The organism is Pseudoclavibacter chungangensis, from assembly GCF_013410545.1.
GTDB classification, from domain to species: Bacteria; Actinomycetota; Actinomycetes; order Actinomycetales; family Microbacteriaceae; genus Pseudoclavibacter; species Pseudoclavibacter chungangensis.
This window is the reverse complement of sequence record NZ_JACCFV010000001.1, coordinates 918,210-941,327: the sequence shown is the minus strand read 5'-3', so window position 1 is coordinate 941,327 and position 23,118 is coordinate 918,210. Positions and strand designations below refer to the sequence as shown.

Sequence of the window (23,118 nt, the reverse complement as noted above, 5' to 3'; positions counted from 1 at the left end):
AGGATCGGTAGCGACCAAGCAACCTGTTCGTCCGGAGACCTCGACCCGTGCCTGATGCTACGCGCTGCGCCGCCGCGCGCCCATGTTCTGCTGTCTACTGTGATCGCTGCGACCTGCTCGTCGGACTCGACGGGCTCCGGGTGGCCGGGGTCGAGCGTCGCGGCGATGGCGTGCTCGTGATCGATGCCGAGTCGCCGCCGGGTCCGGTCGGCTGCCCTGAGTGCGGAGTGGTCGCGGAGTCGGCGGGACGGAAGGTGCTCGTTCTGACGGACGCCCCGATGGGCGGGACTCCGGTTCGGGTCCGGTGGCGCAAGCGCCGCTGGCGGTGTCGCCAGGACGGGTGCGGGGTGCGCTCATTCACGGAGCAGAACCCGACCGTCGCGGCGGCCAACAAAGCGCTGACGGCTCGCGCGGTGGCGTGGGCGGTGGCGCAGATGCGCCGCGAGAACGCGTCAGTGCGCGGTGTCGCTCGGCAGCTGCGCGTCGCGTGGCGCACGGTCTGGACGCACGTGGAGGCCGAGTTGCAGCGCCGCGAGCAGGACCCTGGCCGGTTCGATGGCGTAGAAGTGCTCGGCGTGGACGAGCACCTGTGGCATCACGTGTCCACGAAGCCCGTCGCCGACGGCGGGCGCGGTCCGAAGGAGCTGACCGGGATGGTCGACCTGACCCGAGACGCCACGGGACGCGTGCGGGCGCGACTGCTGGACCTGGTGCCAGGTCGATCCTCGAAGGCGTACGCAGACTGGATCAAGGAGCGGGACGAACAGTTCCGTGCCGGGGTGAAGATCGCAGCTCTTGACCCGTTCGCCGGCTACAAGAAGGCCCTCGACGACGAACTCGACGACGCGACCGCGGTGCTGGACGCGTTCCACGTCGTCAAGCTCGGCACCGCCGCGGTTGATGACGTCCGTCGCCGCGTCCAGCAAGACACCCTCGGCCATCGCGGCTGCAAGGGAGATCCGCTCTACGGGATCCGCAACATCCTCCGCGCCGGACGGGAGCGCCTCACCGACAGGCAGCGGTCCCGGCTCGACGCGGCGTTCGCGACGAGGGAGGAGCACGTTGAAGTTGAAGTCGCCTGGCACGCCGCCCAGCAGCTCCGCGACGCCTACCGGCACCCCAACCTGGTCGAAGGGCACAAGATCGCCGAGAAGGTTCTCGAATCGTTCCCGTCCTGCCCGATCCCCGAAATCGCCCGCCTCGGCCGCACCCTCACCCAGTGGCGAGCCGCGTTCCTGGCCTACTGGGCGACAGGACGCTCATCCAACGGCGGCACCGAGGCCGTGAATGGGCTCATCGAACTCGCCCGCCGGATCGCCCGCGGCTTCACCAACTACGACAACTACCGGCTCCGCATGCTCCTGATCGCCGGCGGACTTGACCCCCTCACCCCCACCTAGAATGCGCAGAGCCCGATTGCCACCCCGTGAGGTAGGCGAGCCACACGACGCCGACCTTGTAGAACCGGGTCGGCGCCTCGAACACGAGCCTGCTGAGCAGTTGCGTCGGCGCGAGGATCTCTCGGAAGCGATCCGTGTCGCCCGCGTCGAGCGCCGCGAACGCGGCCGACGCGAATCGGGGCACGGCGGAGAACGCGCCGAGGAGCGCGTCGCTGTGCCGCTCGCCGTCACCCGCGATGAGCTCGACGTAGTTGAAGTCGTCGCCCGTGTAGAGCCGCACGCCGTCCGGGAGCAGGCGTCGGAACGCGACCTCGTGGGCCTCGTCGAGGAGCGACATCTTGATGCCGTCGACGGCGGCCGCGTGCTCCTCGATGATCGACAGGACGGTCGGGACGGCCTCGGCGATCGACGCATTCCCCCAGTAACCGTGCAGCGCCGGGTCGAACATGTCGCCGAGCCAGTGCAACACGACCGGGCGACGGGCCGCGCGCAGCACCTCCCTGTAGACGCGGACGTAGTCGTCGGGCCCTCGCGCCGCGCGCGCGAGCTGCCGACTCGCCATCATGACGACCCTGCCACCCGCGGACTCGATGTCGTCGAGCTGCGACAGGTACGCGTCGGTGATGGCGCGGAGGTCCCGCTCGTCGGGGTCGAGTTCGTCGGTGACGATGCCGACGACGACCTCGGCACCACGCGTGCGCGCCTCCGCGACCGTGCGTCTGCCGAGCTCGAGCGCCGTCGCGGGGTCGATGCCCATGCCGCGCTGGGCCGTGTCCATGCTCTCGGCGATCCCGAGCCCGAGGTCCCAGAGCCGGTGTCGCACCGCGAGCGTCGCGTCCCAGTCGACCGTCGTCGGGTCCGCGGCGCTCGCGCGGAGCGGGTCGGCGACGACGTGGCCGGCGGCGTAGACCGCACGCGAGCGCGGCGGGGCCGAGGGGGTCTCGAGGACCGCCGGTTCGCGCAGTCGAAGGGTGCGGAGCGTGCCGTCGTCGTCGGGCAGCTCGATGGTCGGCGTGCTCATGCGTGTCCCTCGCGTTCCGTGACGGGTGCCGCGATCGCGCGCTCGAACGACGCGACGGTTCGCGCCACGATCGTCTCGAGCGGCTCGCGCCACAGTGCTTCCTGGAAGATCTCCACTTCGATGGGGCCGCGGAATCCTGCACCCCGGACGCTCGCGGTGATCGCGGGCAGGTCGATCTCGCCCTCGCCGGGCAGCAGCCTGCTGTTCATGTTCTCGGGCAGCGCGAGTGGCAGCGCGAAGTCGTCGACCTGATAGGCCGCGATCCGGTCGCCCGCCTCGTGGAGTGACTCGTGCAGCTCGGGGTCCCAGAACACGGCGTAGGCGTCGACGACGAGTCCGGCGACCTCGCTCGGCAGCCCCTCGATGACGCGGAGCCCCTGGCGGACGGTCGTGACCGCGCTGCGGCTCGTCACGAACAGCGGGTGGATGGGTTCGAGCGCGAGCCGCACGCCCGTCTCGGCGGCGTGCGGGGCGAGCTGCTCGAGCGCATCGCGCACGCGCCCCTCGGCGGCGCGCACGTCACGGTCGTCCGCGGGTGTCGCACCCGCGATGAACGTGAGTGCCGGCGCCCCGACGGCGGCGCACAGGTCGAGTGCCCGTCGGGTGTCGTCGAGCGCCCGGACGAGTTCGGCGCCGCGCTTGTCGGCGACGAATCCGGCGCGGCACACCGAGCTGACCGACAGGCCCGTGTCGGCGAGGAGGCGGGCGGTGCGCTCGAGCCCGAGCTCCTCGACGGGTTCGATCCAGAGCCCGATGTGGCGGATCCCGGCGGCGGCCGCCGCCTCGGCGGTGTCCGTGAGCGGGTAGGGCCTCGCCGTCGCCTGGTTGAGGCTCAGTTCGATGCTCATGCGTTCGCCTCCACGACCGTCCCGAGGTGCGGGAGCACGGCGGTGACGGGGTCACGGGTCTCGATCGGCACGGGTGCCCCCGTACGGGCCGACTCGTACACGGCCTCGACGATCTGCAGCGAGCGCAGGGCCTGCGCGCCCGTGACCGCGGGTTCGCGGCCCTCGCGCAGCGCGGCGACGAAGTCCTCGATCTGCATGCGGTGGAGGTGGCCGAGGGACGCGTTGACCTCGGCGACCGACTTGTCGGGGCGGAAGCCGCCGGACGCGAGCTCGGAGTGTGCCCGCTCCTCGCCCGGCACGGCCCAGAGCTCGATGTCGGCATCGGAGCCCTCGGGGTACTCGCCGATCGAGACGGTCGCGCCGGACGTCCCCGTGACCGTGATCTCGCTTCCCAGGTTGGGGCTCGCGGCGACGGTCGCGGACAGCGTGGCGACGGCGCCCGAGGCGAACGTGATGACCGCGGCGGCCGTGTCCTCGACCTCGATCGCGTCGGACAGGACGAACGCGCCCGCGCTGCCGTAGACCTCGACGGGCTCGCCGAGGAACCACTGCAGCAGGTCGATGTAGTGGATCGCCTGCGTCATGAGCACGCCGCCGCCGTCCGCGGCCCACGTGCCGCGCCAGGGCGCGGAGTCGTAGTAGTCGCGGCCGCGATGCAGCAGCACGCGGCAGTCGCCGAGCATGGGTGTGCCGAGGGTCCCGTCCTCGATCGCGGCGCGGACGCGACGCGAGCCGGGCCAGAAACGGCGCTGGAAGACGACCGCGAGGGTGACGCCGTTCGACTCGGCGGCGTCGATCATGCGTCGCGCCGCCGCGGCGCTCGTCGCAATGGGCTTCTCGCACAGCACGTGGACCCCGGCCGAGGCCGCCTCGACGACGACCGCCTCGTGGGTCGGGTGCGGCGTGCAGACGCTCAGCGCGTCGAGGCCGAGCGCGACGAGATCGGTCACGGAGCCCGTCGCGTGTGCGATGCCCCGCTCGACCGCGAAGTCGCGGGCGCGTTCGACGTCGACGTCGCACACGGCGACGACCTCGACCCCGTCGATGGAACGGTAGGCGGCGACGTGGTTGTCGGCGATGTTGCCGCATCCGACGATGCCGATGCGACGGGGTGCGGTCATGAGGTGGCTCCTGTACGTGCGGGCTCGCGGGCGGCGAGCGTGTGGCTGCGGGTGATGGGAGCGCCGAGTTCGTCGAGCGGTGTGCGCGCGGTCTCGGGGGCCGTGAGTGCCGCGATCGCGGCGACGACGGCGATGAGTGCGGAGATGATCGCGACGGGCATCCAGTTCGCGGGGTCGTTCGCCGAGAGCGCGAGGTAGACGCTCGGCGCGAATCCGGCGGCGATGAGGCCGATCTGCTGGCCGAGGGCCATGCCCGTCTGGCGCACCTTGAGGTTGAACATCTCGGCGAAGAACGACGGGAAGGTCGCGTTGATCGCGGCGTAGGCGCACGCCACCGAGACGAATCCCGCGAGGTACAGCAGCGGGATGTTCTGCGACTCGATCGCGAGGAAGTAGGCGAAGATCATGGCCGCGCAACCGACGTTGCCGATGACGAACACGGGCTTGCGGCCGACGCGGTCGGCGATCTTCGCGATGAGCGGTTGTGTCACGAGCGCACCGATGTGGCTCACGATGAGCACGCCGAGCATCGTGCTGTCGGGGATGCCGTACTGCGTCGTCGCGAACGTGAGCGCGTAGACCTTGATGACCGTGTCGATCGCGAAGGCGAGCGAGCAGAACACGACGCGGATGATCGCGGCCCAGTGCGAGCGGAAGACCTCGAGGACGGGGACCTTGACGAGCGCGTCATCGTCCTTCGCCTCGGCGAACGCCTCGGGTTCGTCGAGCTTCGCGCGGATCACGAACCCGGCGATCGTGACGATCACGCTCAGGAGGAAGGGGATTCGCCAGCCCCACGCGTAGAGGTCCTCGCTCGGCATGGCCGAGATGGGGATGAACACGAGCGTCGCGAGCACGAAGCCGGCGACGATGCCGTTCGGCGCCCAGCTCGTGAAGAAGGCGCGGCGTCCCTCGGGCGCGACCTCGATCGTGAGGACCGTCGCCGCGGCCGTCTCGCCGCCGACCGAGATGCCCTGCAGGATGCGCAGGATCACGAGCAGGACGGGCGCCCAGAGCCCGATCTGGGCGTAGCCGGGCAGGAGGCCGACGACGAACGTGCACGTGCCCATGAGCACGAGGATGACGACGAGCACCGTCTTGCGCCCGATGCGGTCGCCCATGTGGCCGAGCAGGATCGCGCCGAGCGGACGCGCGACGTACGAGACGGCGAACGTCGCGAGCGAGGCGAGCGTCGCCGCGCCACCCGCCTCGGGCGGGAAGAAGACGTGGCCGAACACGAGAGCCGCCGCGAGGGCGTAGATGTAGTTGTCGTCGTACTCGAGCGCGCCGCCGACCATGCTGGCGACGGCCGCGCGAGCGGGAGAGTTCTTGGGATCGCGCTTCGCGCTGGTGTCCCGGGACATGGGGGTCTCCTTCGTTGGAGGGTTCGTCGATCGGGGCGGTGTCGATCCGCCCGCTGGGGTTTCGGGGTCGTCGGAGGAGTCGGGGCGTCGGAGCGTCGGGGACCCGGCGGTTTCAGGCCGTCGCGGGGACGACGACGGTCTTGCCGCGACCGTGGTCGCCCGCCGCGATGCGGCCGAGTCGTTCGGGCACGTTCGCGAAGCCGTGGAGGAGCTCGACGGGGAGCAGCTCGAGGCCGAGCATGGCGAGACTGCGGGATGTTGCCGACGTGGCCGGGGTCTCGGTCACGACCGCCTCACGCGTGCTCAACGGCGCCGATGCGAGTCACCCCGTCTCGCCCGAGGTGCGTGCCGCGGTCACGGCCGCCGCCGAGCAGCTCGGCTACCGTCCGAGCGCGACGGCGCGGGCGCTCAAGCAGGGCCGGAGCGACCTCATCGGCGTCATCGTGAGCGACATCCTCGACCCGTACTTCGGCGAACTCACGCGCGGCATCGAGATCGCGTCGGCCGCGGCCGGCTTCGTGACGGTCAGCGCGAACGGCAACCGCGACCCCGAGCAGGAGCTCACGCGGTTCCGCGCACTCCGTCAGCACGGTGCCGCCGGCATCGTCTTCTGCGGCAGTGACATCGACGGAGCGCCCGGCACGGCCGCCCTCGCGCGCGAGGTGAACCGCGCGATCCGCGAGGGGACGCGCGTCGTGAGCCTCGCCCCGCGGGGCTTCACGAGCGCACAGATCGTGGTCGACAACACCGCGACGTCAGCGCACCTCACGGCGCACCTCATCGGGACCGGCGCGCGCGACATCGTGTTCGTCGGCGGCATCCCGGGACTCGCCGCCGCGGACGAGCGGATCTCTGGCTATCGCTCGACGATGTACGAGCGCGGCCTCAAGCCGCATGTCGTCGGCCTGGACGGGATGAACCAGACGGCGGGACGGGACGTCGTGGCCACGATCCTCGCCGGTGCGACGACACCCGACGCGTTCCTCTGCACGAACGACGAGACCGCGGTGGGCGCGATCGCGGCGCTCTGGAACGCCGGCGTCGACGTGCCGGGCGACGTCGCGATCGCGAGCATCGGCGGTACCGCGGGCGGGCGCATCTTCGACCTCACGGCCGTCGAGCTCCCCCTCGGCGAGCTCGGCCGCCTCGCCGTCGAGTACGTCGCCGACGACACCGATCGGGTGCCCGACGCGCCCGTCGCGACGCTGCGCATCGGTCGGACGACCCGGGAACGCACCGACTGACCACCGGTTCGGGAGCCGCCTCAGCCCCCGCGCACACCTCGACCGAGGGCGAGTCGCGCGAGCCCGTGACAGGCGGCCGCCGCGGGCGCGAGCATCACGGAAAAAGCCGGGTTGTTGCTACCGGGCCCGGGGCCCGGTAGCAACAACCCGGCTTTTTCCAGTGCGAGAACGCTGCAGCAAGGAGCGAGATCGGCATCCGTGACGAGCTCCTCCAGGTCGTGCACGAGCCAGGCGCCGGCGAGGACCGCCGGGCCGACTCGATCGCGCCCCCGCGGCGAACGCCGCACGCTCTCACCGGGCGCGCCCGCCGCCGACGTCCCGTGCCGCGCACGTGACGACGCACCCGGTCGCGATCGTCCACGCATGTCGCGACCGTGGCGCCGGCACCGGCACCGGCACCGGTGTCCGCACCGACATCGGACGGGGCGGCGGCCGGTCACACCGTGAGCGTCCGTTGCGCGTCCTCGGAGCCTGCCCGCATACCCTGCCCGCCATGACGGAGCGATGCGCGAGCGGGGACGCCGAGCCCACGGGCTCGGACTCGACGCGCCCCTGGTGGGCCATCGCGCCGCTCGGCATCGTCGGTCTCGTGTTCCTCGCGACCGCGTGCATGCTGTGGCTCACGAACGACACGCCCGCGACGGCCCTCCCGTTCTGGGTGCTCGGCCTCGTCTTCCTCGTGTCGGGTGGCCGCCGCGGGACGACCGACGACGCGGACGAGGTGCGCACCGAATCCCCGACGGAAGGACCCCGATGACCATCACGCTCAGCTTTCCCGACGGCCGCTCCGTGCCCGTCCTCGGTCAGGGGACCTGGAACATGGGTGACGACCGCGGACGCCGCGACGAGGAGATCGCGACGCTCCGGGCGGGCCTCGACCTCGGGCTCCGCGTCGTCGACACGGCCGAGATGTACGGCGGCGGGCGTTCGGAACGACTCGTGGGCGAGGCGATCGCGGGACGGCGCGACGAGGTGTTCCTCGTCGACAAGGTGCTCCCGTCGAACGCGTCCCGGCGCGGCACGATCGAGGCGTGCGAGCGGAGCCTCGCCGCGCTCGCGACGGACCGGATCGACCTGTACCTCCTGCACTGGCCCGGTTCGCACCCGCTCTCGGACACGATCGAGGCGTTCGAGGAGCTCGTCGAACGCGGCCTCGTCCGCTCGTGGGGCGTGAGCAACTTCGATGTCGACGAGCTCGACGCGATTCCGCGCGACGCAGCACTCCAGACCGATCAGGTGCTCTACAACCCGTCGCGGCGCGGCCCGGAGTTCGACCTGTTCCCGGCCCTGAAAGCGCGCGGCGTGCCGGCGATGGCCTACTCGCCCATCGAGCAGGGGCGCCTGCTCGGCGACGCGGCGCTCGCGGACGTCGCGGCGCGCCACGACGCGACCGTCGCGCAGATCGCGCTCGCGTGGACGATCCGCTCTGGCGACGTGCTCGCGATCCCGAAGGCATCGTCCGTCGCACACGTCGAGGCGAACGCCGCGGCGCTCGACATCCGGCTCGATGCGGACGACCTCGCGGCGATCGATCGGGCGTTCCCCCCGCCCCGCCGGGCGCAGCCGCTCGAGGTGATCTGATGCCGACGCCCGGTCTGCCGCAGGACACCGGCGAACTCGCCCCGGTGACGGGCGAGCAACCGGGCGAGGGCAGCACCCTCGCCCCCACCGAGGACGCACGCCCGGCGGGGGCCGGGCCGCTCGCGAACACCGTGCTGCTCCTGCTCGGTGTCGTGTTCGTCGTCGCGGGGGTCATGACGTGGCTCGCCGGCGGCCACCTCGCGACGGCGCTCCCGTTCGGCATCATCGCCATCGCGTTCCTGCTGCTGTTCTGGGTGCGCGTGGCCGAGGCACGCGATCGGGCGATGCACTCCCGGCCTCACCGCCACTGAGCGCGCGACGGTCGTCGCACGGACGGGCACGGTGCCGGATGCCGCGTCTTCGGCTCGTCCCGGCGAGGGTGCCGTCGATCGGACGTACGGTGCTCCTGTGGATGTCGAGACTGCAGTCGTCCCCCTGAGCGGTGGCGACGGTGCGATGGGCCGGGCCGTGATCGCCCCGTGCCCGGCGGCGCGCGCATGAGGACCGTGATCGGCGCCGTCCTGCGGGGCATCGCGCGAAGCTCGTCCGGACTCCGACACGTCCGGCGCCCGGCGGTCGTGGGCGCGCCCGAGTTCGATCTCGCCTACCTCCGGACGGGCCCGCGTTCGCGCCACCCGATCGTCGTCGTGCCGGGCGGTCCGGGTCTCGCCTCCACGCTCCCCTACCGCGATCTGCGGCGACGTGCGACCCGTCTGGGACTCGACCTGATCATGATCGAGCACCGGGGTATCGGCCTCTCGCGGACGGACACGAGGGCCGAGGATCTCCCCGCGTCGGCGATGCGCATCGAGGCGGTGCTCGACGACATCGCCGCCGTCCTGGACCGCGAGGACGTCGAGTCGGCGATCGTGTACGGCGCCTCGTACGGCAGCTACCTCGCGCAGGGGTTCGGCGTCCGCCACCCGACGCGCGTCCACGCGATGATCCTCGATTCTCCGATCCTGTCGACGCGGGATCACCTCGTCGAGCGCGAGCTCGTTCGAGACCTGCTGCTTCGCGGAGCGTCACCGGGGACCGCGCGACCGGCGGCCGCGATCCGACGGCTCCTCGCGGACGGTGAGGACCCCATCGACCTGCTGTGCGTCACCCGTGCCGCCTACGAGCTCGGTGGCCACCGGCTGCTCGACCACGTCCTGGCCCTCCGACTCCGGGGCGTGCGCGGCCTCGCATGGCGCGTACTCGACGCGTATGCCGGCCGCGGCGCGGTCGCCGGCGCGCCGATCCCGTGCATCTACGAGTTCGATCTCGTCGGCACGATCGCGTTCCGCGAGATGCGCTACGGGCCGGACCCCGACGGCGAGCCGTTCGATCCGACGCAGGCCTACGCGGCGCTCGCGCCCGACTACGAGCAGTTCGCCGGCGAACCGTTCGATCTCGAAGCCGAACTCCCCCGCTTCGTGTGGCCCGTCGTCGTCATGACCGGACACGACGATCTCCGCACACCGCCCTCCATCGCCCGACGCGTCGCCGGGCTGCTGCCCGACGCGGTCCTGCTCGAGATCGCGGGTGGCCACAGCACCCTCGAATCGCATCCGCTCGCGGCCCTTCGCGTCATGGATCGCACGCGTCACGGCGAGCGGGGCGCGCTCCACGACGAGGTGCCCGTCCTCGACCGGCTACCGCGCCGCGGCCTCTCGGCGCGGCTCCCCGAGATCGTTGACGCCGCTGCGCGGATCGACCGGCTCGTCGCTCGACTGCGACGCGCGCCACGCGGACGGACCGAGCCCCGCGTCGACGGGTAGGGACCGCACTCGGGCCCGAGGACGCCCCGCACCGGCCGGGCAGGATGTGCCGTCCGACGCTCAGCCCGAACCGGCCGCGCGGCATGCGCCGTCCGACACACACGTCCCGAATCGGAACGTGCCACCTCCGTCGAGACATGCGACCGTGACGGCGACCCGGCACACGAGGGGGACACCCTGGTGTGTCCGGCCAGGAACGGGCAGCATTGAGGGTGCGTGCGTGCCGGGCTGGGGCCACACGCGCCCGCTCGGGGGAAGGAGCCGCTCGTGGCCGATGTCGCTCCGGTGCCCGCATTCATCACCCGTTCGTGTCGACGCGCCCGGTGGACGATCACGGTCACCGTGATCGCCCTCACCGTCCTCGCCGCGGTGACCGCACTGGATCAGTGGTCCGTCGTCCGCGCGGAAGTGACGATCGCCCTGCACTACGTCGGCGACGACGGACGGACGTACTCCTGCACCTCCGACTACCGCGGCTCGAAGCAGGTGCCGATACCGGACGACATCGCGGCGAGCATGAACGCCCGCGACTGGTCCGGCACGGGGCAACTCGTCTACGAATGGGCAAAGGCGCACCCCGCCGATGCCTGGTCGATGATGGACGACGACCCCCGTTCGGCACGCGCGGAGGCGTCGTGGGGCCTCGCGATGGACCAGTACATCACGTTCCCGCACTGGGAGGTCGACGTGGGGAACGGGCCCGAGTTCACATTGATCTGGGATCAGCGCTCCGGGGGCAATTGTGCGGACGGCCTCATGTGAGACGCTTCCCCGAGCGGCGACGACCGTCGACGTCCACGTCACCGGCCGGTTCGTCCGGGCGGACGACACGGCGCCCGATCGCTCCGACGACGAGTCCGTCGCGCCCCTCACCGTGGCATCGGCCCGCTTCGTCAGGCGCGGAACATGACGAGGCCCGGCCTGCCGTCCGGCGCGTTCGGGCCGTGCCCGATCGCTTCGAAGCCGCTCGCCTCGTAGAGGCGTCGGGCCGGTGAGGCGACATCCGTGGTCTGGAGCCAGGCCGGGCCGCCGCCGATGAGCTCGAGCCACGCGTCGAGGACGCGCCGGCCCCGCCCGGTGCCCTGAAGTGACGGGTGGCGTGCGAGGAGCAGCAGCGCGTGCGTGCCCTCGAGCAGGTGTGCCCGCTGCCCCAGACGCCGCTCGAGTTCGTCGGACCACGGGTAGCGCTGCTCCGCCCAGCGCCACGGGTATCCGCACGCGAACGCCGCGAGCCGTGGACCGTCATGATCCGCCACGGCGCACACCGGTTCACGCGCGACGGCCGAAGCGTACACCCCGGCGAAGGCGACGCCGACGTCCTCCGGCTCGTTCAGTGGCGGTTGCGCGGCGGCCGCGACGTAGAGGTCCCGCACGGCAAGCTGCGCGGGCAGACGATCCCGGTCCTCCGGACCAACGAGTTCCATCACGGGATCAGGCTCCGCATCCGACGTCCGCGGTGCGCCGGAACCCGTCGACGCCACCCGACGCCCCTACTCGCCCTCGGCGTGGAGCTCCGCGAGCATGCGCTGCTGCTCGGGCGTCGTTCCCTCGATCGGGCCGCCGTCCCACACGATGTCCTCGCCGAGCGCGGCGAGGGCCTTCTCGTGCTGCCCACGCCCGAGGCGTAGACCGTGGACGAGCGCCGCGGGCGCCCACAGCATCGCTCCCCCGTCGTGCCAGCCCTTGCCGAGGTCGGGCACCGTGAGCAGTTCGCGCACCGAGGTCGGCATGTGACGCAGCGGCTGCGCGAACGCCTCGGCGAGGACGGCGGCCGAGATCTCCGTCCGCACGCCGGGCTCGACGACGAACGGCCCCGAGCCGGGCGTCGAGACCGCCGTCGCGAAGTGCTCCGCGGTCATGAGCGTGACACCGTTCGTCGTGCGCGGGTTGCACTCGATGCCGAGCAGGCCGCCGTCGTGGTCGACGAAGTCGAACGAGAGTTGTCCGCTGTAGTTCCCGAGCTGCCCGACGATTCGCTGCACGTACTCGAACGTGACCGTCGAGTCGATCGACTCGAACCCCACCGCCGTGCTGTTCTCCCACTGCTCGATCGCGCGATAGGTCGCGTGCGAGGTGACGCGGCCGTCGATGACGGTCGAGTAGGTGCACACCATGGGCCCCGAGACGAACGGCTGCACGAGCCATGGCTGCTCCCTCGTCGGGTGCACGTCCGCGATGTCGCTCTGCGCCGCGATCGGCCCCGTGTTCGTCAGGAGCGCGACGCCGCCGCGCGAGAACGCGGCCCGCGCGAACCAGTGCGGGTACCGCTCGGTCGCGGCCCGGAGCGACGCGTCGTCGGTCGCGATGATCGTCTCGGGCACCGGGACGTCGGCGGCCTTCGCGATGCGCTGGAAGCTGTTCTTGTCGTGCAGGTGCGCGAGCTGCGTGAACTCCCCCGTGTAGAGGCGCACGTGCGACGGCAGATCGGCACGGCGCGCCGAGAGGTAGAACGCCTCCTCGAACGTCGGGATGATCGTGTCGAGCTCGTAGTGCTCGACGATGCGCACGACATCGGCGGTGAACGCATCGGTGTCGAACGTCGGTGACGCCGTGACCTCGTGCGCGAGCAGGTACTTCGAGTGGCTCCCGACCGCACCGTCGAACGTGTCGGACGCGACGACCGTGCTGCCGGTCGTCGCGAGCTTGCGGACGATGTCGAGCGCGAACGGGTTGCGCGAGCTCGTGACGAGGACCCTCATGTGGCCGCCTTCCGTGTCGGACGTTCCGCGCGGACCGCCCCGCGCCGATACTCGACGATCGTAGTCGCCCGCCATCGCACGGAACCCGGAGGGGCGTGCCGGGGAGCCCGACCGATCGTGCCGCGGACGCCCGGCCAATAGGATTCGCGTGTCGGGGCACCGCATGCGTCCCCGTCGAGAGGAGCGGCCATGCAGCGATCCGTCCGGAAGGCCCTGACCGTCCACGCGGCCCACCCGTTCTTCGCGGAGGGATTCCGGATCGCGAACGTCGTCGTCGGTGGCCTGCTCGTCGCGTTCGGCCTCGAAGCGTTCCTCATCCCGAACGGATTCCTCGACGGCGGCGTCACCGGCATCGCGATCATTCTCGGCTCGTTCGTCGACCTCCCGATCGGTGTGTTCATCGGCGTCCTGAACCTGCCGTTCGTCCTGCTCGTGTGGTGGAAGGTCGGTCACCGCAGCGCGATCCGCACCGCGATCGGCATCGCGACGCTCTCGGTCGCGACGATCCTCCTGCACCACATGCACCCGCTGACCGAGAACTTCCTCCTCGCGCTCTTCTTCGGCGGTGCGCTGCTCGGCGTGGGAATCGGTATCGCTCTGCGCAGCGGTGGTGCGCTCGACGGCACGGAGGCGCTCGCCTCGCTCATCTCGAACCGCTCGGCGTTCAGCGTCGACCAGATCATCCTCGGCATCAACGTCGTCATCTTCACGGTCGCGGCCTCCGTCATCGGCGCCGAGTCGGCGATGGCGTCAGCCGCGCTCTTCTTCCTCGCCGTCTCACCGATGATCAAGCGCGTCGTGGACGGCAACGCCGAGATGAAGACCGCGCGCGTCATGACGAACCTGCCGCTCGAGGTCGCGAGCGCGATCGCCCCCACCATCAAGCGCCGCATCTCCGCCGACAAGCGCACGGTCTTCACCGAGGGCGAGGGGTTCTCGAACGAGATGATGGAGCTGTGGTTCACGGTCGCGCGCCTCGAGGAGGCCGAGGTCACCGAGCTCGTGCTGAAGACCGATCCCGACGCGACCGTCATCTTCAACGACGTGACGTCGCTGCACGGCGGGATCTACGAGGACCGGGCCTCAGCCCACTGAGCGTCCGACCTCAGGCCTCGCGCCAGCGCCACAGGACGGCGGGGCGCCCCCTCGTCCCGACGCGCATCGTGTCGTCCGTCCGCTCCAACCCCGGCAATGCGCGGAGCGTCCGATTCAGCACACCCGGTTCCGGTCGTCGGCCCGTGAGCGCCTCCGCCGCGGCCACGGCGCGGCTGGCCGGGAACTCCGCGCCGAGGAGCGCCCGCGTGAACGGTTCGTCGTGCCACAGCAGGCGTTCACCGGCGACCGCGAGTCCGTCCGTGAGGATCCGGCCGTGGTCGAAGGCGAGGTCGCCCGCCTCGCCGCACGGTCGCCAGAGCACGTCGTCGAAGCCGGTGGCGACCGCGTCGGCCGTGTCGACGACGGCCCACATCGCGATCGACATGGTCGGGCCGCGCGGGTCCCGGGTCGGTTCGTCGAACACCGCCAGCTGGCCGGTCCCCACGACGGCGCTCGCCGAGATACCGAGCTTCCCCACGACCGCGCGCCGCGCCGCGTCCTGGAGCCGCTCGCCTGCGTGGAGGAGCACTCCGGGGAGTGCGAGCCGTCCGAAGAACGGCTCCCATCGGCGCGGTGCGACGCCGACGTGGATCCGCCCGGGGTCGGGTTCGCCGATGCGCAGCGTGATCACGTCGACCGACACCGCGGATTGCTCGCCCATGGACGCGATTATCCATCAGTGCAGTTTCCGGACGATGACGGGACGACGGCTACACTCGGTCCGGTGTTCGCGGCATCCCGAGATCCCCACGGTCGGCGCCGGCGACGACTCGTCGCGTCGGTGCTCGTCGGCGCGTTCCTGCTCGCACTCCCCGCGTGTACCGCGCAGACGCCACCAAGCGGTGGCATCGCGTCACCCGAAGCGCGTCCCACGCCGGATGCACTCGAGGTGGCCCGTGAGGCGGTCGCCGCGATGAGTGTGCGCGATCGCATCGCCTCCCTCCTCGTGTTCCACCTGCCCGGGACGGACCCGCAGGCGCTCGGCGCGTTCGTCGACGAGGTCCGACCCGGTGGCCTCATCTTCATGGGCGACAACATCGGAGACTCACCCGACGCGGTCGCGGCCCTCGCGGGCGCCGTGCAGGATCCGTCGCTCCCCCTCCTCCTCGCCGTCGACCAGGAGGGGGGCGACGTGAACCGCCTGCCCGGGGACTCGTGGCCGGCGGGCGAACAGTTGCACGGACTCGACGGGACGGTAGTCGGCAACGCGTTCGCCGCGCGCGCGGACCTCGTGGTGCGTTGCGGACTGAACACGAACTTCGGGATCGTGGCGGACGTGACCGCGGACCCCGCGTCGTTCATCTTCTCCCGTTCGCTCGGGACGACACCCGACGAGTCCTCTGCACACGTCACGGCGGCCGTCGAGGCCGAATCGGCGGCGTCCGTGCTCTCGACGCTCAAGCACTTCCCGGGCCACGGCGCCGCGCCGGGCGACTCGCACTCGAGCGTGCCGCACACCGACATGTCCCTCGACACGTGGCGCACGACCGACGCGCTGCCGTTCGCGGCCGGCGTCGACGCGGGCGCGCCGATGGTCATGTTCGGCCATCTCGTCTACTCGTCCGTCGACGACGTCCCGGCGACGATGTCGACGCGATGGCACGAGATCCTGCGTGACGATCTCGGCTTCGACGGCATCATGATCTCGGACGACATGGTCATGCTCGAGAACTCCGGGGATCCCGCCTACGCGAACCGACTCGACAACGCGATCCGCACGCTCGACGCGGGCATGACGATGCTCCTCTACGTCGCCGACGGGCAGCAGCCCGTCGATCCCGGCGAACTCATCGACGGGCTCGAGGCCGCCGTGTCGGACGGGCGCATCGCCCCCGAGACGATCGACGCCGCGGCGACGATCGTGATGGCACAGCGCCTCGCGCTCGCGGCGGACGCCTGACGGACGCCTACGCACCCCCGCGGAGACGTTCGAGGGAGGCCCGTGCACCGTCGACGCCGAGCGTGAACTCCTCAGCGTCGGCGAAGGTGAACTGCGTACTGAACGCCACCTGGTTCCCGTCCACGACCGCCAACTGATAGTCCGGCGTCCCTCCCCAATCGGCTGCCGACGCGGTCGTCCAGCACACGGCCGAGTCGTCGATCCCGTCGGGCGTCTTGTCGGCGAACTCGACGTACCGGCCGGGGAGCGAGAGCGGGTGACGCTGCGGGGAGCAGTTCGAGAGCGTGTCACGGATTCCGTCGACGACCGCCTGTGCGTCCGCCTCCGAGGCGTCAGAACCGATGAACAGGACCCGGCCGATCATTTCCCCCTCCGGGGCGCGACTGTGGGCGAGGGCGTACTGCGGGGACGCCGCCGTGAGAACGGGGACGACGCGGAACAGATCGGCGCACGTCGGATCGCTCGGCGGCTCGCCCGTCGCGACGCCGAACTCCTCGAGGCCGTCGAACGATTCGACGACGGTCATCTCGTCGGACGACGGTCCTTCGCTGACCATCTGGGTGAGGAAATCCGCGATCTGCCCCGACGTCAGCTCGACGTCACCGCCGACCGGAGTCGACGCGGCCGGCGCGTCCGGCGCGTCCGTACCGGCCCCATCGCCCGCTGCGCACCCGGCGAGGCCGAGGAGCGCGACGACGAGGAGTCCGGTGGCGCGGGCGAAACTGGAGGACGAAAGGGACATCGATGAACTCCATCGACGGGTCGTGGTCCGGTCGCGATCGATCCGACCGCCGGCCGCCAGTGTGGCAGGGGCACAGTCCGGCCGCATCGGGCACCACTCCCCGCCCCGAGTTCCGTGGGCAGCGACGATCCGGCGGGACGGGCCGCTCAGTGTTCGGCCGGTGCCGTCCCCTTCGCGCGCGCGATGATGCGACGGACGAGCAGGACGACGCCGACGATCGCGAGTCCGACGACGAGCCCGACGATCGCCGAGACGATCGTGTCGCCGATCCAGGTGATGACTGGGCCGAGCGGCTCGAGCGCGTGCTCGACGGCGTGCAGTGCGTCGATCGGCAGGTGCCAGCCGACCTCTCCGACGTTCGCGATCACGAGGTGGCCACCGACCCAGAGCATGGCGACGGTGCCCACGATGCTGATGACGCGGAACACGGCGGGCATCGAACGCACGATCCGCACGCCCAGGTGACGGCGGCTGCGGCGCGAGCTCGTCGCCATGTGGAGTCCGATGTCGTCGAGCTTCACGAGCAGTGCGACGGCGCCGTACACGAGCACGGTCATCATGATGCCGATGACGACGAGCGCGCCGACGCGCATCCAGAACGAGAGTTCCGGGTCGAGGTTCGAGAGCGAGATGAGCATGATCTCTGTCGAGAGGATGAGGTCGGTGCGGATCGCGCCCGAGACGAGCTTCTTCTCGTCGCGCGGCCCCTCGTCGTCGTGGCCGTGCGTGGCACCGAACCACTCGGTGACCTTCTCCGCACCCTCGAAGCACAGGAAGCCGCCGCCGACGATCAGGAGCCACGGCAGCACCCAGGGGGCGAACTGCGTGAGCAGCAGCGCGATGGGGATGATGATGACGAACTTGTTGAAGAAGCTGCCGCGTGCGATGCGCCACACGACCGGCAGTTCGCGGGCCGGCGTGATGCCCTGGACGTACTGGGGCGTCACCGCGGCGTCGTCGATCACGACACCCGCCGACTTCGCCGACGCCTTGAGGGCGGCGGTGAGGATGTCGTCCACGACGGCGAGCAGGCCAACGGACACGGGGGCTCCTTCGGGAGATCGGACGCGGCACATCGCGTGCCGCGGCAGGCGACGCCGCCGGATCCGACCGGCCCTCGCCCAGGGTGCATCGTCGACGACGAGTTTCACCGACCACGCGATGATACGAGACGCGGGCGACGGTGCGGCACCGCCCGAGGGATGAACCTGCGCGATCGTTCAGCGTGGTGCGGGGCCCGTCGACGATCGCTCGATGAGGATCGGCGCGAGCACGACATCGTGCGGCACCTCCGCCGGGTCGGCGTGTGGCGCATCCGCGAGCCGGACGGCCTCGGCTGCGAGGCCGGGGATGTCCTGGGCGACCGTCGTGAGGTCGACGTAGCTGAGCGCCGCGATCCGGCTCCCGTCGTAGCCGACGACGGAGAGATCGGTCGGGACGCGCAGCCCCGCGGCGCGGGCGGCGGCGAGGACGCCCACCGCCGCGGCGTCGTTGTACGCGATGACGGCCGTGGGCGGGGCGCCGTCCAGCAGCCGTTCGGCCGCCCGCACGCCGTCGGCCTCACCGGGACCGCCCTCCACGACGCGGATGCGATCGGCGAGGCCGGCCTCGCGCATCGCCGTCTCGTACCCGCTGCGTCGTTCGTCGGCGCTCATGCCGGTCCCGCCCGCGATGTGCGCGATGTCGGTGTGCCCGAGCCCGACGAGGTGGCGGACCGCGAGCGCGGTGCCGGCGTCACCGGGCGTCCGGACGACGTCGACGTGCGGTGCGGTCGTCGCGGCACCGACGATGACGATCGGTACGCGCTCGCTGAGGTCGGCGAGGTCGTCGGGGACGACACCGGAGCCGACGCACACGATGGCCTCGCACCGGTTGTCGGCGAGGGTGCGGATCGCCTGTCGGGCCGTGCGGGAGGGTGTGACCGCGCTCAGGAGGACGTCGAGTCCGCGCTCGGCGGCCTCGACGTAGAGCCGCTCGACGACGTCGGCGTCGAACCCGCGGTCGAGATAGCACGTGACGCCGACGAGCTCGGAGCGGCGCCGCGCGAGCAGGCTCGCCGCCGCGTTGCTGCGGTAGCGGAGTTCCTCGGCCGCCCGGAGCACTCGCTCGCGGCTCTGCTCGCTGGGCCCGGCGACACCGCGGAGTGCGAGCGATGCGAGGGCGGTCGAGACGCCGGCGAGTCGTGCGACGTCGACGAGCGTTGGCCTGCGCCCCCGGTCGGCTCCCTCCTGCGCCATGCCCCTCCCCTTCGTTCCCGGATCCGACGGAACGGATCGACAACCGTGCGTTGACAGACCCGAGATCGTGCTTTAGCGTACTCGACAACGAACTTAAAGCGCTTTAAACCGGTCTCACCGTCGAGTCCCCCCTCTCGATGCCGAGCTCCCGAATCGCGCGCACCACCCCTCAGATCGGAGCTGATTCGTGCTGCATCAAGAACTCGAGTTCGACGTCGTCGTCGTCGGAGGTGGCCTCGCCGGCTTCTCCGCCGCCGTCGCCGCCGCCAGACACGGCGCTCGGACCTGCCTCGTGCAGGACCGCCCCGTCCTCGGCGGCAACTCGTCCTCGGAGATCCGGGTCACCCCCCACGGCGCCGCCGCCTTCCACGCCTACGCCAGGGAGTCGGGCATCATCGCCGAGGCCCTCATCGAGGAGCGCCGGACCAACCACGAGGTCATCACCGAGAACGGGTGGACGAACAGCGTGTGGGACCTCACGCTCTACGACATGGCCGTGCGCACGGCGGGCCTCGACCTCCGTCTCAACACCTCGGTCGAGGGGCTCGAGACGCGTCCCGACGGCAGCATTGCCTCCGTCACCGCTCGCGTCGCGAACGCCGAGACGCTCCTGACACTCCGTGCCGCGACGTTCATCGACGCGACGGGCGACGGATCGGTCGCCGACCTCGCGGGCAACGCGTGGCGGAGCGGGACCGAGAGCCGCGCGGAGTTCGGTGAGCCGCACGCGCCCGACGAGCCCACCGACGGCGTCATGGGCTCGTCCCTCCACTTCAAGACCGTCGACACGGGACGTCCCGTCGAATTCCACGCCCCCGACTGGGCCGTGCACTACGACGACGACCGCTTCTTCTACGAGGGCGGCCGCGTGCCGAAGACCCTCCGCAGCGGCTACTGGTGGATCGAGATCGGCCCGCCGTTCGACACGATCCACGACAACGAGCGCATCCGTCACGAGCTCACGCGCCACGTGCTCGGCATCTGGGACTACCTCAAGAACCGCGACGAGCGCTGGCGCGAGGAGGCCTCGACCCTCGCACTCGACTGGATCGGCCAGGTTCCCGGCAAGCGCGAGAGCCGCCGCGTCGAAGGACGACACCTGCTCACCGAGAACGAGCTCATCGACCGCGAGGTGTTCCCCGACGAGATCGCGTTCGGCGGCTGGTACGTCGACCTCCACACGCTCGGTGGCCTCCTCGCCGACACGAGCGAACCGCTCAACGCGCGCGAGCTCGACCCGACCTCCGAGTACGGCGCCTCGACGAACGTCGGCCCGTTCGGTCTTCCCCTCCGCATCCTCCTCGCACGCGACGTCCCGAACCTCATGCTCGCGGGCCGGAACGTGAGCGCGACGCACGCAGCGATGGGCTCGATCCGCGTCATGAGCACGGGCGCGGTCCTCGGCCAGGCGGCAGGCACCGCCGCGGCCGTCGCGGTCGAGGCCGGCACTGCCGCGGCGGACGTCCCGATCGAGCGCGTCCAGCAGGCACTGCTGCGCGACGGTTGCTTCCTGCCGAACACCCCGGCCGATGACCCGCTCGATCTCGCGCCCGCCGCGACCGTCCGCGCGAGCTCGACGGAACTGCTGCACGAGGCCTCCCCCGAGTCCCACGCCCGCCTCGGCGGTCTCGGACAGTGGACCGACCACCCCGTGTTCCCGAACCGCGGCGTGCTCGAGCACCGCACGGCGCAGTGGATCGCCCTCGGACCGGACCGCGATCTGCGCCGCATCGAGCTGCTGCTCGCGGCCGACGACGCCCCGCGCCGCGTGCGCGCGACGCTCCACGCCGTCGACGACATCTGGGACTACCGCGCCGAGGCGGGCGAGCCGATCGCGACGACCGAACTCGAGGTCACGTCGAGCGAGCCCACGTGGGTGAGCTGGGACCTCGACGGCATCGACCGCTCGCGACTGCCCGCCGGCGGATACGTGCGCGTCTCGCTCGACGCGACGCCGGGCATCACGTGGCAGATCGCGGGCACCGTGCAGCCGGGCAACCTCGCGGCCTACGAGGCCATGCCGGGCCGCTACCGCCGCTTCGGCGGCGGCACGACGCTGAGCTTCCGCGTCGAGCCCGCCCAGGCGTGCTACGGCCCGGAGAACATCACGAGCGGCGTCACGCGGCCGCATCGATCGCCCAATGTGTGGCGCTCGGAACCCGGCGCGACGGGATCCCCGTGGATCGAACTGTCGTGGCCGGAGGAGCGGTCGATCCGCCAGGTGCAGATCACGTTCGCCGGCAACCTGCTGCGCGAGTACCACGCCTACCCGCCCGGGTACCGCGACCCCCAGACCGCGAACGAGTACGTCCTCGAGGCCCGCGAGGACGATGTCTGGCGCCCGGTGGCCGAGGTGTCCGGGAACGCGACGACGCGTGTCGTCCACACGTTCCCGGAGGCGATCCGCACGAGCGCACTGCGCCTCACGGTGCTCGCGACGAACGGCGACCCATCGGCCGCCGTGAGCGAGATCCGCTGCTACGAAGGAACACCGTGCACCGAACCGGCGTTCCCCGAGCAGCTCGCCGCGGGGACGTCCACCCACTGATCCCACCGATCGGGGCGGTCGTCGGTGCCGACGACCGCCCCGCCCCCTCCGCACCCCGATTCCTCACCCCCGATCCCCCTCCGCACCACCGCCGTCACGTGCACGGCACGCATTCATCAGAGAGGCTGAATGACATGGATGAAGTGATCATCCGGAACAAGAACGACATCATCCGGTACATCGACGCGAACCCCCGAACGACGAAACGCATCGGGATCCTGTTCGCGATCGCCATGACGTCGGTGTTCGCCGACGCCTACGACTTCTCGAGCATCAGCATCGGGCTCAGCTCGATGACCGCCGAGTTGCAACTCACCCCGACCCAAGTGGGATTCGCCACCTCCGCCATGGCGGTCGGCGCCCTGCTGAGCTCACTCCTCGGCGGCGTCATCGCCGACCGGACGGGCCGCTATCGCCTGTTCGTCATCTGCGGCGTGCTGCTCGTGATCGCGCCGCTCGGCATCGCGTTCGCGCAGAACTTCGCGGTCCTGCTCGCCTTCCGATTCATCCTCGGCGTCGCGGTAGGGCTCGACTTCCCCGTCGCGTTCAGCTTCATGGCCGAGCTCCTGAGTTCCGAGACCAAGGCGAAGTGGATCAACCTCTGGCAGCCCGTCTCGTCGCTCGCCACGATCACGGGTGTCGCGATCGCCCTACCGTTCGCGCTCCAGCACCTCACCGAGCACCTGTGGCGCTTCACCGTCGGCTTCGGTGCCGTCGCCGCCCTCGTCGCGCTCGTCCTGCGGCTCTTCTACTCGGAGGAGAGCCCCATGTGGGCGGCCCGTCATCAGCGTCTCGACAAGGCGGTCGCCGTGCTCGAGAAGGCGTACGACGTCAAGGTCCGCATCGAGCCGGACGACGCGCCCGAGGAGCCCGTCGTCACGACGGACGCCCCCGGTGTGAAGACCCTGTTCGCGCGCCGGTTCCGTCCGCGCACGTGGCTCGTGTCGATCACGGCGTTCACGCAGTCGCTGCAGTACTACGCCGTCGGGTTCTACATCCCGCTCATCGCGGGCTACGTGTTCGGCGCGGACCTCGTCTCGACGATCGTCGCGACCGTGTGTGCCCAACTCTGCGCACTCGCCGCGGGCATGATCCAGTCGGCGCTCACGACGCGGCTCGGCATCATCCGCCTCGGCAAGATCGGTTACGGGATCGTGCTCGTCGCACTCGTCCTGCTCGGCATCTTCGGCGTGCACAACGACAAGTCGATCTCGCTGCTGCCCATCGTGCTCGTCGCGATCATGATGTTCGGCCACCACTTCGGCCCCGGTCCGCTCAGCAAGACCCTCGCCCCGATCTCCTACCCGACCGAGATCCGTGGCATCGGCTCGGGCTGGGCCGAGACGCTCGTCCGGGTCGGCTCGATCTGCGGCCTCATGGCCTTCCCGATCGCGCTCGCGACGTTCGGGGTGTCGACGACCATGTTCCTCGTGGCCGTGTTCCCCGCGATCGCACTCGTTGCGCTGTTCGTCATCAAGTGGGATCCGCAGCGCGACGCGGTGGACCTGCCGGACGACGCCGTGGCCGACCAGGCGCCCGCACCGGCCGTCTGACG

22 protein-coding genes are annotated in these 23,118 nt (G+C 71.0%); 11 read left to right on the top strand and 11 right to left on the bottom strand.

Translation table 11 applies throughout. The features are described from left to right. Nucleotides 1–47: 47 nt before the first annotated feature. The gene (locus HNR16_RS04185; protein ID WP_179558092.1) at nucleotides 48–1,400 is read left to right on the top strand and encodes an ISL3 family transposase; all 1,353 of its coding nucleotides are present in this window, start codon (nucleotides 48–50) and stop codon (nucleotides 1,398–1,400) included. Here HNR16_RS04185 and HNR16_RS04180 read toward each other — a convergent pair. From HNR16_RS04180 to HNR16_RS17785, 5 genes are all read right to left on the bottom strand, one after another. Further along, complete coding sequence (locus HNR16_RS04180; protein WP_158041576.1) at nucleotides 1,387–2,421, bottom strand: DUF993 family protein; 1,035 nt, start codon at nucleotides 2,419–2,421, stop codon at nucleotides 1,387–1,389. The genes HNR16_RS04185 and HNR16_RS04180 overlap by 14 nt on opposite strands. Next, nucleotides 2,418–3,269 (bottom strand): sugar phosphate isomerase/epimerase family protein, encoded by an 852-nt coding sequence (locus HNR16_RS04175; RefSeq protein WP_158041577.1) that lies wholly within the window; start codon nucleotides 3,267–3,269, stop codon nucleotides 2,418–2,420. Before HNR16_RS04175 ends, HNR16_RS04180 begins: the two co-directional genes overlap by 4 nt. Next, nucleotides 3,266–4,390, bottom strand: coding sequence for a Gfo/Idh/MocA family protein (locus tag HNR16_RS04170; RefSeq protein WP_158041578.1), 1,125 nt, complete (start codon nucleotides 4,388–4,390; stop codon nucleotides 3,266–3,268). Before HNR16_RS04170 ends, HNR16_RS04175 begins: the two co-directional genes overlap by 4 nt. Next, nucleotides 4,387–5,754 (bottom strand): MFS transporter, encoded by a 1,368-nt coding sequence (locus HNR16_RS04165; RefSeq protein ID WP_158041579.1) that lies wholly within the window; start codon nucleotides 5,752–5,754, stop codon nucleotides 4,387–4,389. The genes HNR16_RS04170 and HNR16_RS04165 overlap by 4 nt, the downstream gene beginning before the upstream one ends. Before the next feature lie 112 nt (nucleotides 5,755–5,866). Continuing rightward, nucleotides 5,867–6,040: a hypothetical protein gene (locus HNR16_RS17785; RefSeq protein WP_192498254.1), complete on the bottom strand. Its 174-nt coding sequence runs from the start codon at nucleotides 6,038–6,040 to the stop codon at nucleotides 5,867–5,869. Here HNR16_RS17785 and HNR16_RS04160 point away from each other — a divergent pair. The 6 genes from HNR16_RS04160 to HNR16_RS04135 all read left to right on the top strand — a co-directional run bounded on the left by HNR16_RS04160 (nucleotide 6,021) and on the right by HNR16_RS04135 (nucleotide 11,104). Then, nucleotides 6,021–6,998: a substrate-binding domain-containing protein gene (locus HNR16_RS04160; RefSeq protein WP_192498255.1), complete on the top strand. Its 978-nt coding sequence runs from the start codon at nucleotides 6,021–6,023 to the stop codon at nucleotides 6,996–6,998. The two genes, HNR16_RS17785 and HNR16_RS04160, sit on opposite strands and share 20 nt — an antisense overlap. 493 nt (nucleotides 6,999–7,491) lie before the next feature. Further along, the gene (locus tag HNR16_RS04155) at nucleotides 7,492–7,755 is read left to right on the top strand and encodes a hypothetical protein (protein WP_158041581.1); all 264 of its coding nucleotides are present in this window, start codon (nucleotides 7,492–7,494) and stop codon (nucleotides 7,753–7,755) included. Further along, nucleotides 7,752–8,579 carry an aldo/keto reductase gene (locus HNR16_RS04150; protein WP_158041582.1) on the top strand — a complete coding sequence of 276 codons (828 nt, stop codon included), beginning with the start codon at nucleotides 7,752–7,754 and terminating at the stop codon, nucleotides 8,577–8,579. Before HNR16_RS04155 ends, HNR16_RS04150 begins: the two co-directional genes overlap by 4 nt. Continuing rightward, nucleotides 8,579–8,890 carry a hypothetical protein gene (locus HNR16_RS04145; protein WP_158041583.1) on the top strand — a complete coding sequence of 104 codons (312 nt, stop codon included), beginning with the start codon at nucleotides 8,579–8,581 and terminating at the stop codon, nucleotides 8,888–8,890. The genes HNR16_RS04150 and HNR16_RS04145 overlap by 1 nt, the downstream gene beginning before the upstream one ends. Before the next feature lie 186 nt (nucleotides 8,891–9,076). After that, the gene (locus HNR16_RS04140) at nucleotides 9,077–10,342 is read left to right on the top strand and encodes an alpha/beta fold hydrolase (RefSeq protein ID WP_158041584.1); all 1,266 of its coding nucleotides are present in this window, start codon (nucleotides 9,077–9,079) and stop codon (nucleotides 10,340–10,342) included. 267 nt (nucleotides 10,343–10,609) lie between these two features. Then, a complete protein-coding gene (locus HNR16_RS04135; protein ID WP_158041585.1) occupies nucleotides 10,610–11,104 on the top strand; it encodes a hypothetical protein in 495 nt (164 codons plus the stop codon). A 131-nt stretch (nucleotides 11,105–11,235) separates the two neighbouring features. On the opposite strand, the gene HNR16_RS04130 is transcribed toward HNR16_RS04135, so the two are convergent. Both HNR16_RS04130 and HNR16_RS04125 read right to left on the bottom strand, forming a co-directional pair. Further along, on the bottom strand, nucleotides 11,236–11,769 hold the full coding sequence (locus HNR16_RS04130; protein ID WP_158041586.1) for a GNAT family N-acetyltransferase: 534 nt from the start codon (nucleotides 11,767–11,769) through the stop codon (nucleotides 11,236–11,238). A gap of 63 nt (nucleotides 11,770–11,832) precedes the next feature. Next, nucleotides 11,833–13,041, bottom strand: coding sequence for an ATP-grasp domain-containing protein (locus HNR16_RS04125; protein WP_158041587.1), 1,209 nt, complete (start codon nucleotides 13,039–13,041; stop codon nucleotides 11,833–11,835). Between the two features lie 189 nt (nucleotides 13,042–13,230). Here HNR16_RS04125 and HNR16_RS04120 point away from each other — a divergent pair, with 189 nt between their 5' ends. After that, complete coding sequence (locus tag HNR16_RS04120) at nucleotides 13,231–14,136, top strand: YitT family protein (RefSeq protein ID WP_158041588.1); 906 nt, start codon at nucleotides 13,231–13,233, stop codon at nucleotides 14,134–14,136. A 10-nt stretch (nucleotides 14,137–14,146) separates the two neighbouring features. On the opposite strand, the gene HNR16_RS04115 is transcribed toward HNR16_RS04120, so the two are convergent. Next, nucleotides 14,147–14,797 (bottom strand): NUDIX hydrolase, encoded by a 651-nt coding sequence (locus tag HNR16_RS04115; protein WP_158041589.1) that lies wholly within the window; start codon nucleotides 14,795–14,797, stop codon nucleotides 14,147–14,149. A 63-nt stretch (nucleotides 14,798–14,860) separates the two neighbouring features. On the opposite strand from HNR16_RS04115, the gene HNR16_RS04110 reads away from it, so the two are divergent. After that, a complete protein-coding gene (locus HNR16_RS04110; RefSeq protein WP_158041590.1) occupies nucleotides 14,861–16,036 on the top strand; it encodes a glycoside hydrolase family 3 N-terminal domain-containing protein in 1,176 nt (391 codons plus the stop codon). Nucleotides 16,037–16,043: 7 nt separating this feature from the next. Here the strand turns inward: HNR16_RS04110 and HNR16_RS04105 are convergent, their stop codons facing one another. From HNR16_RS04105 to HNR16_RS04095, 3 genes are all read right to left on the bottom strand, one after another. After that, on the bottom strand, nucleotides 16,044–16,778 hold the full coding sequence (locus HNR16_RS04105; protein WP_158041591.1) for a hypothetical protein: 735 nt from the start codon (nucleotides 16,776–16,778) through the stop codon (nucleotides 16,044–16,046). A gap of 146 nt (nucleotides 16,779–16,924) precedes the next feature. Then, nucleotides 16,925–17,821, bottom strand: coding sequence for a DUF808 domain-containing protein (locus tag HNR16_RS04100; RefSeq protein ID WP_158041592.1), 897 nt, complete (start codon nucleotides 17,819–17,821; stop codon nucleotides 16,925–16,927). Nucleotides 17,822–17,998: 177 nt separating this feature from the next. Then, nucleotides 17,999–19,015, bottom strand: coding sequence for a LacI family DNA-binding transcriptional regulator (locus tag HNR16_RS04095; protein WP_158041593.1), 1,017 nt, complete (start codon nucleotides 19,013–19,015; stop codon nucleotides 17,999–18,001). A gap of 187 nt (nucleotides 19,016–19,202) precedes the next feature. Here HNR16_RS04095 and HNR16_RS04090 point away from each other — a divergent pair, with 187 nt between their 5' ends. Both HNR16_RS04090 and HNR16_RS04085 read left to right on the top strand, forming a co-directional pair. Continuing rightward, entirely contained in the window at nucleotides 19,203–21,563 is a 2,361-nt protein-coding gene (locus HNR16_RS04090; RefSeq protein ID WP_225737947.1) for an FAD-dependent oxidoreductase, read from the top strand. A gap of 134 nt (nucleotides 21,564–21,697) precedes the next feature. After that, nucleotides 21,698–23,116, top strand: coding sequence for an MFS transporter (locus tag HNR16_RS04085; protein ID WP_158041594.1), 1,419 nt, complete (start codon nucleotides 21,698–21,700; stop codon nucleotides 23,114–23,116). The last annotated feature ends 2 nt before the right edge of the window (nucleotides 23,117–23,118 follow it).

What these genes read in the sequence shown, in the direction of transcription:
- HNR16_RS04180 (WP_158041576.1), bottom strand. Translation starts at nt 2,421, where the DNA reads ATGAGCACGCCGACCATCGAGCTGCCCGACGACGACGGCACGCTCCGC.
- HNR16_RS04175 (WP_158041577.1), bottom strand. Translation starts at nt 3,269, where the DNA reads ATGAGCATCGAACTGAGCCTCAACCAGGCGACGGCGAGGCCCTACCCG.
- HNR16_RS04170 (WP_158041578.1), bottom strand. Translation starts at nt 4,390, where the DNA reads ATGACCGCACCCCGTCGCATCGGCATCGTCGGATGCGGCAACATCGCC.
- HNR16_RS04165 (WP_158041579.1), bottom strand. Translation starts at nt 5,754, where the DNA reads ATGTCCCGGGACACCAGCGCGAAGCGCGATCCCAAGAACTCTCCCGCT.
- HNR16_RS04155 (WP_158041581.1), top strand. Translation starts at nt 7,492, where the DNA reads ATGACGGAGCGATGCGCGAGCGGGGACGCCGAGCCCACGGGCTCGGAC.
- HNR16_RS04150 (WP_158041582.1), top strand. Translation starts at nt 7,752, where the DNA reads ATGACCATCACGCTCAGCTTTCCCGACGGCCGCTCCGTGCCCGTCCTC.
- HNR16_RS04145 (WP_158041583.1), top strand. Translation starts at nt 8,579, where the DNA reads ATGCCGACGCCCGGTCTGCCGCAGGACACCGGCGAACTCGCCCCGGTG.
- HNR16_RS04140 (WP_158041584.1), top strand. Translation starts at nt 9,077, where the DNA reads ATGAGGACCGTGATCGGCGCCGTCCTGCGGGGCATCGCGCGAAGCTCG.
- HNR16_RS04125 (WP_158041587.1), bottom strand. Translation starts at nt 13,041, where the DNA reads ATGAGGGTCCTCGTCACGAGCTCGCGCAACCCGTTCGCGCTCGACATC.
- HNR16_RS04120 (WP_158041588.1), top strand. Translation starts at nt 13,231, where the DNA reads ATGCAGCGATCCGTCCGGAAGGCCCTGACCGTCCACGCGGCCCACCCG.
- HNR16_RS04115 (WP_158041589.1), bottom strand. Translation starts at nt 14,797, where the DNA reads ATGGGCGAGCAATCCGCGGTGTCGGTCGACGTGATCACGCTGCGCATC.
- HNR16_RS04105 (WP_158041591.1), bottom strand. Translation starts at nt 16,778, where the DNA reads ATGTCCCTTTCGTCCTCCAGTTTCGCCCGCGCCACCGGACTCCTCGTC.
- HNR16_RS04095 (WP_158041593.1), bottom strand. Translation starts at nt 19,015, where the DNA reads ATGGCGCAGGAGGGAGCCGACCGGGGGCGCAGGCCAACGCTCGTCGAC.
- HNR16_RS04085 (WP_158041594.1), top strand. Translation starts at nt 21,698, where the DNA reads ATGGATGAAGTGATCATCCGGAACAAGAACGACATCATCCGGTACATC.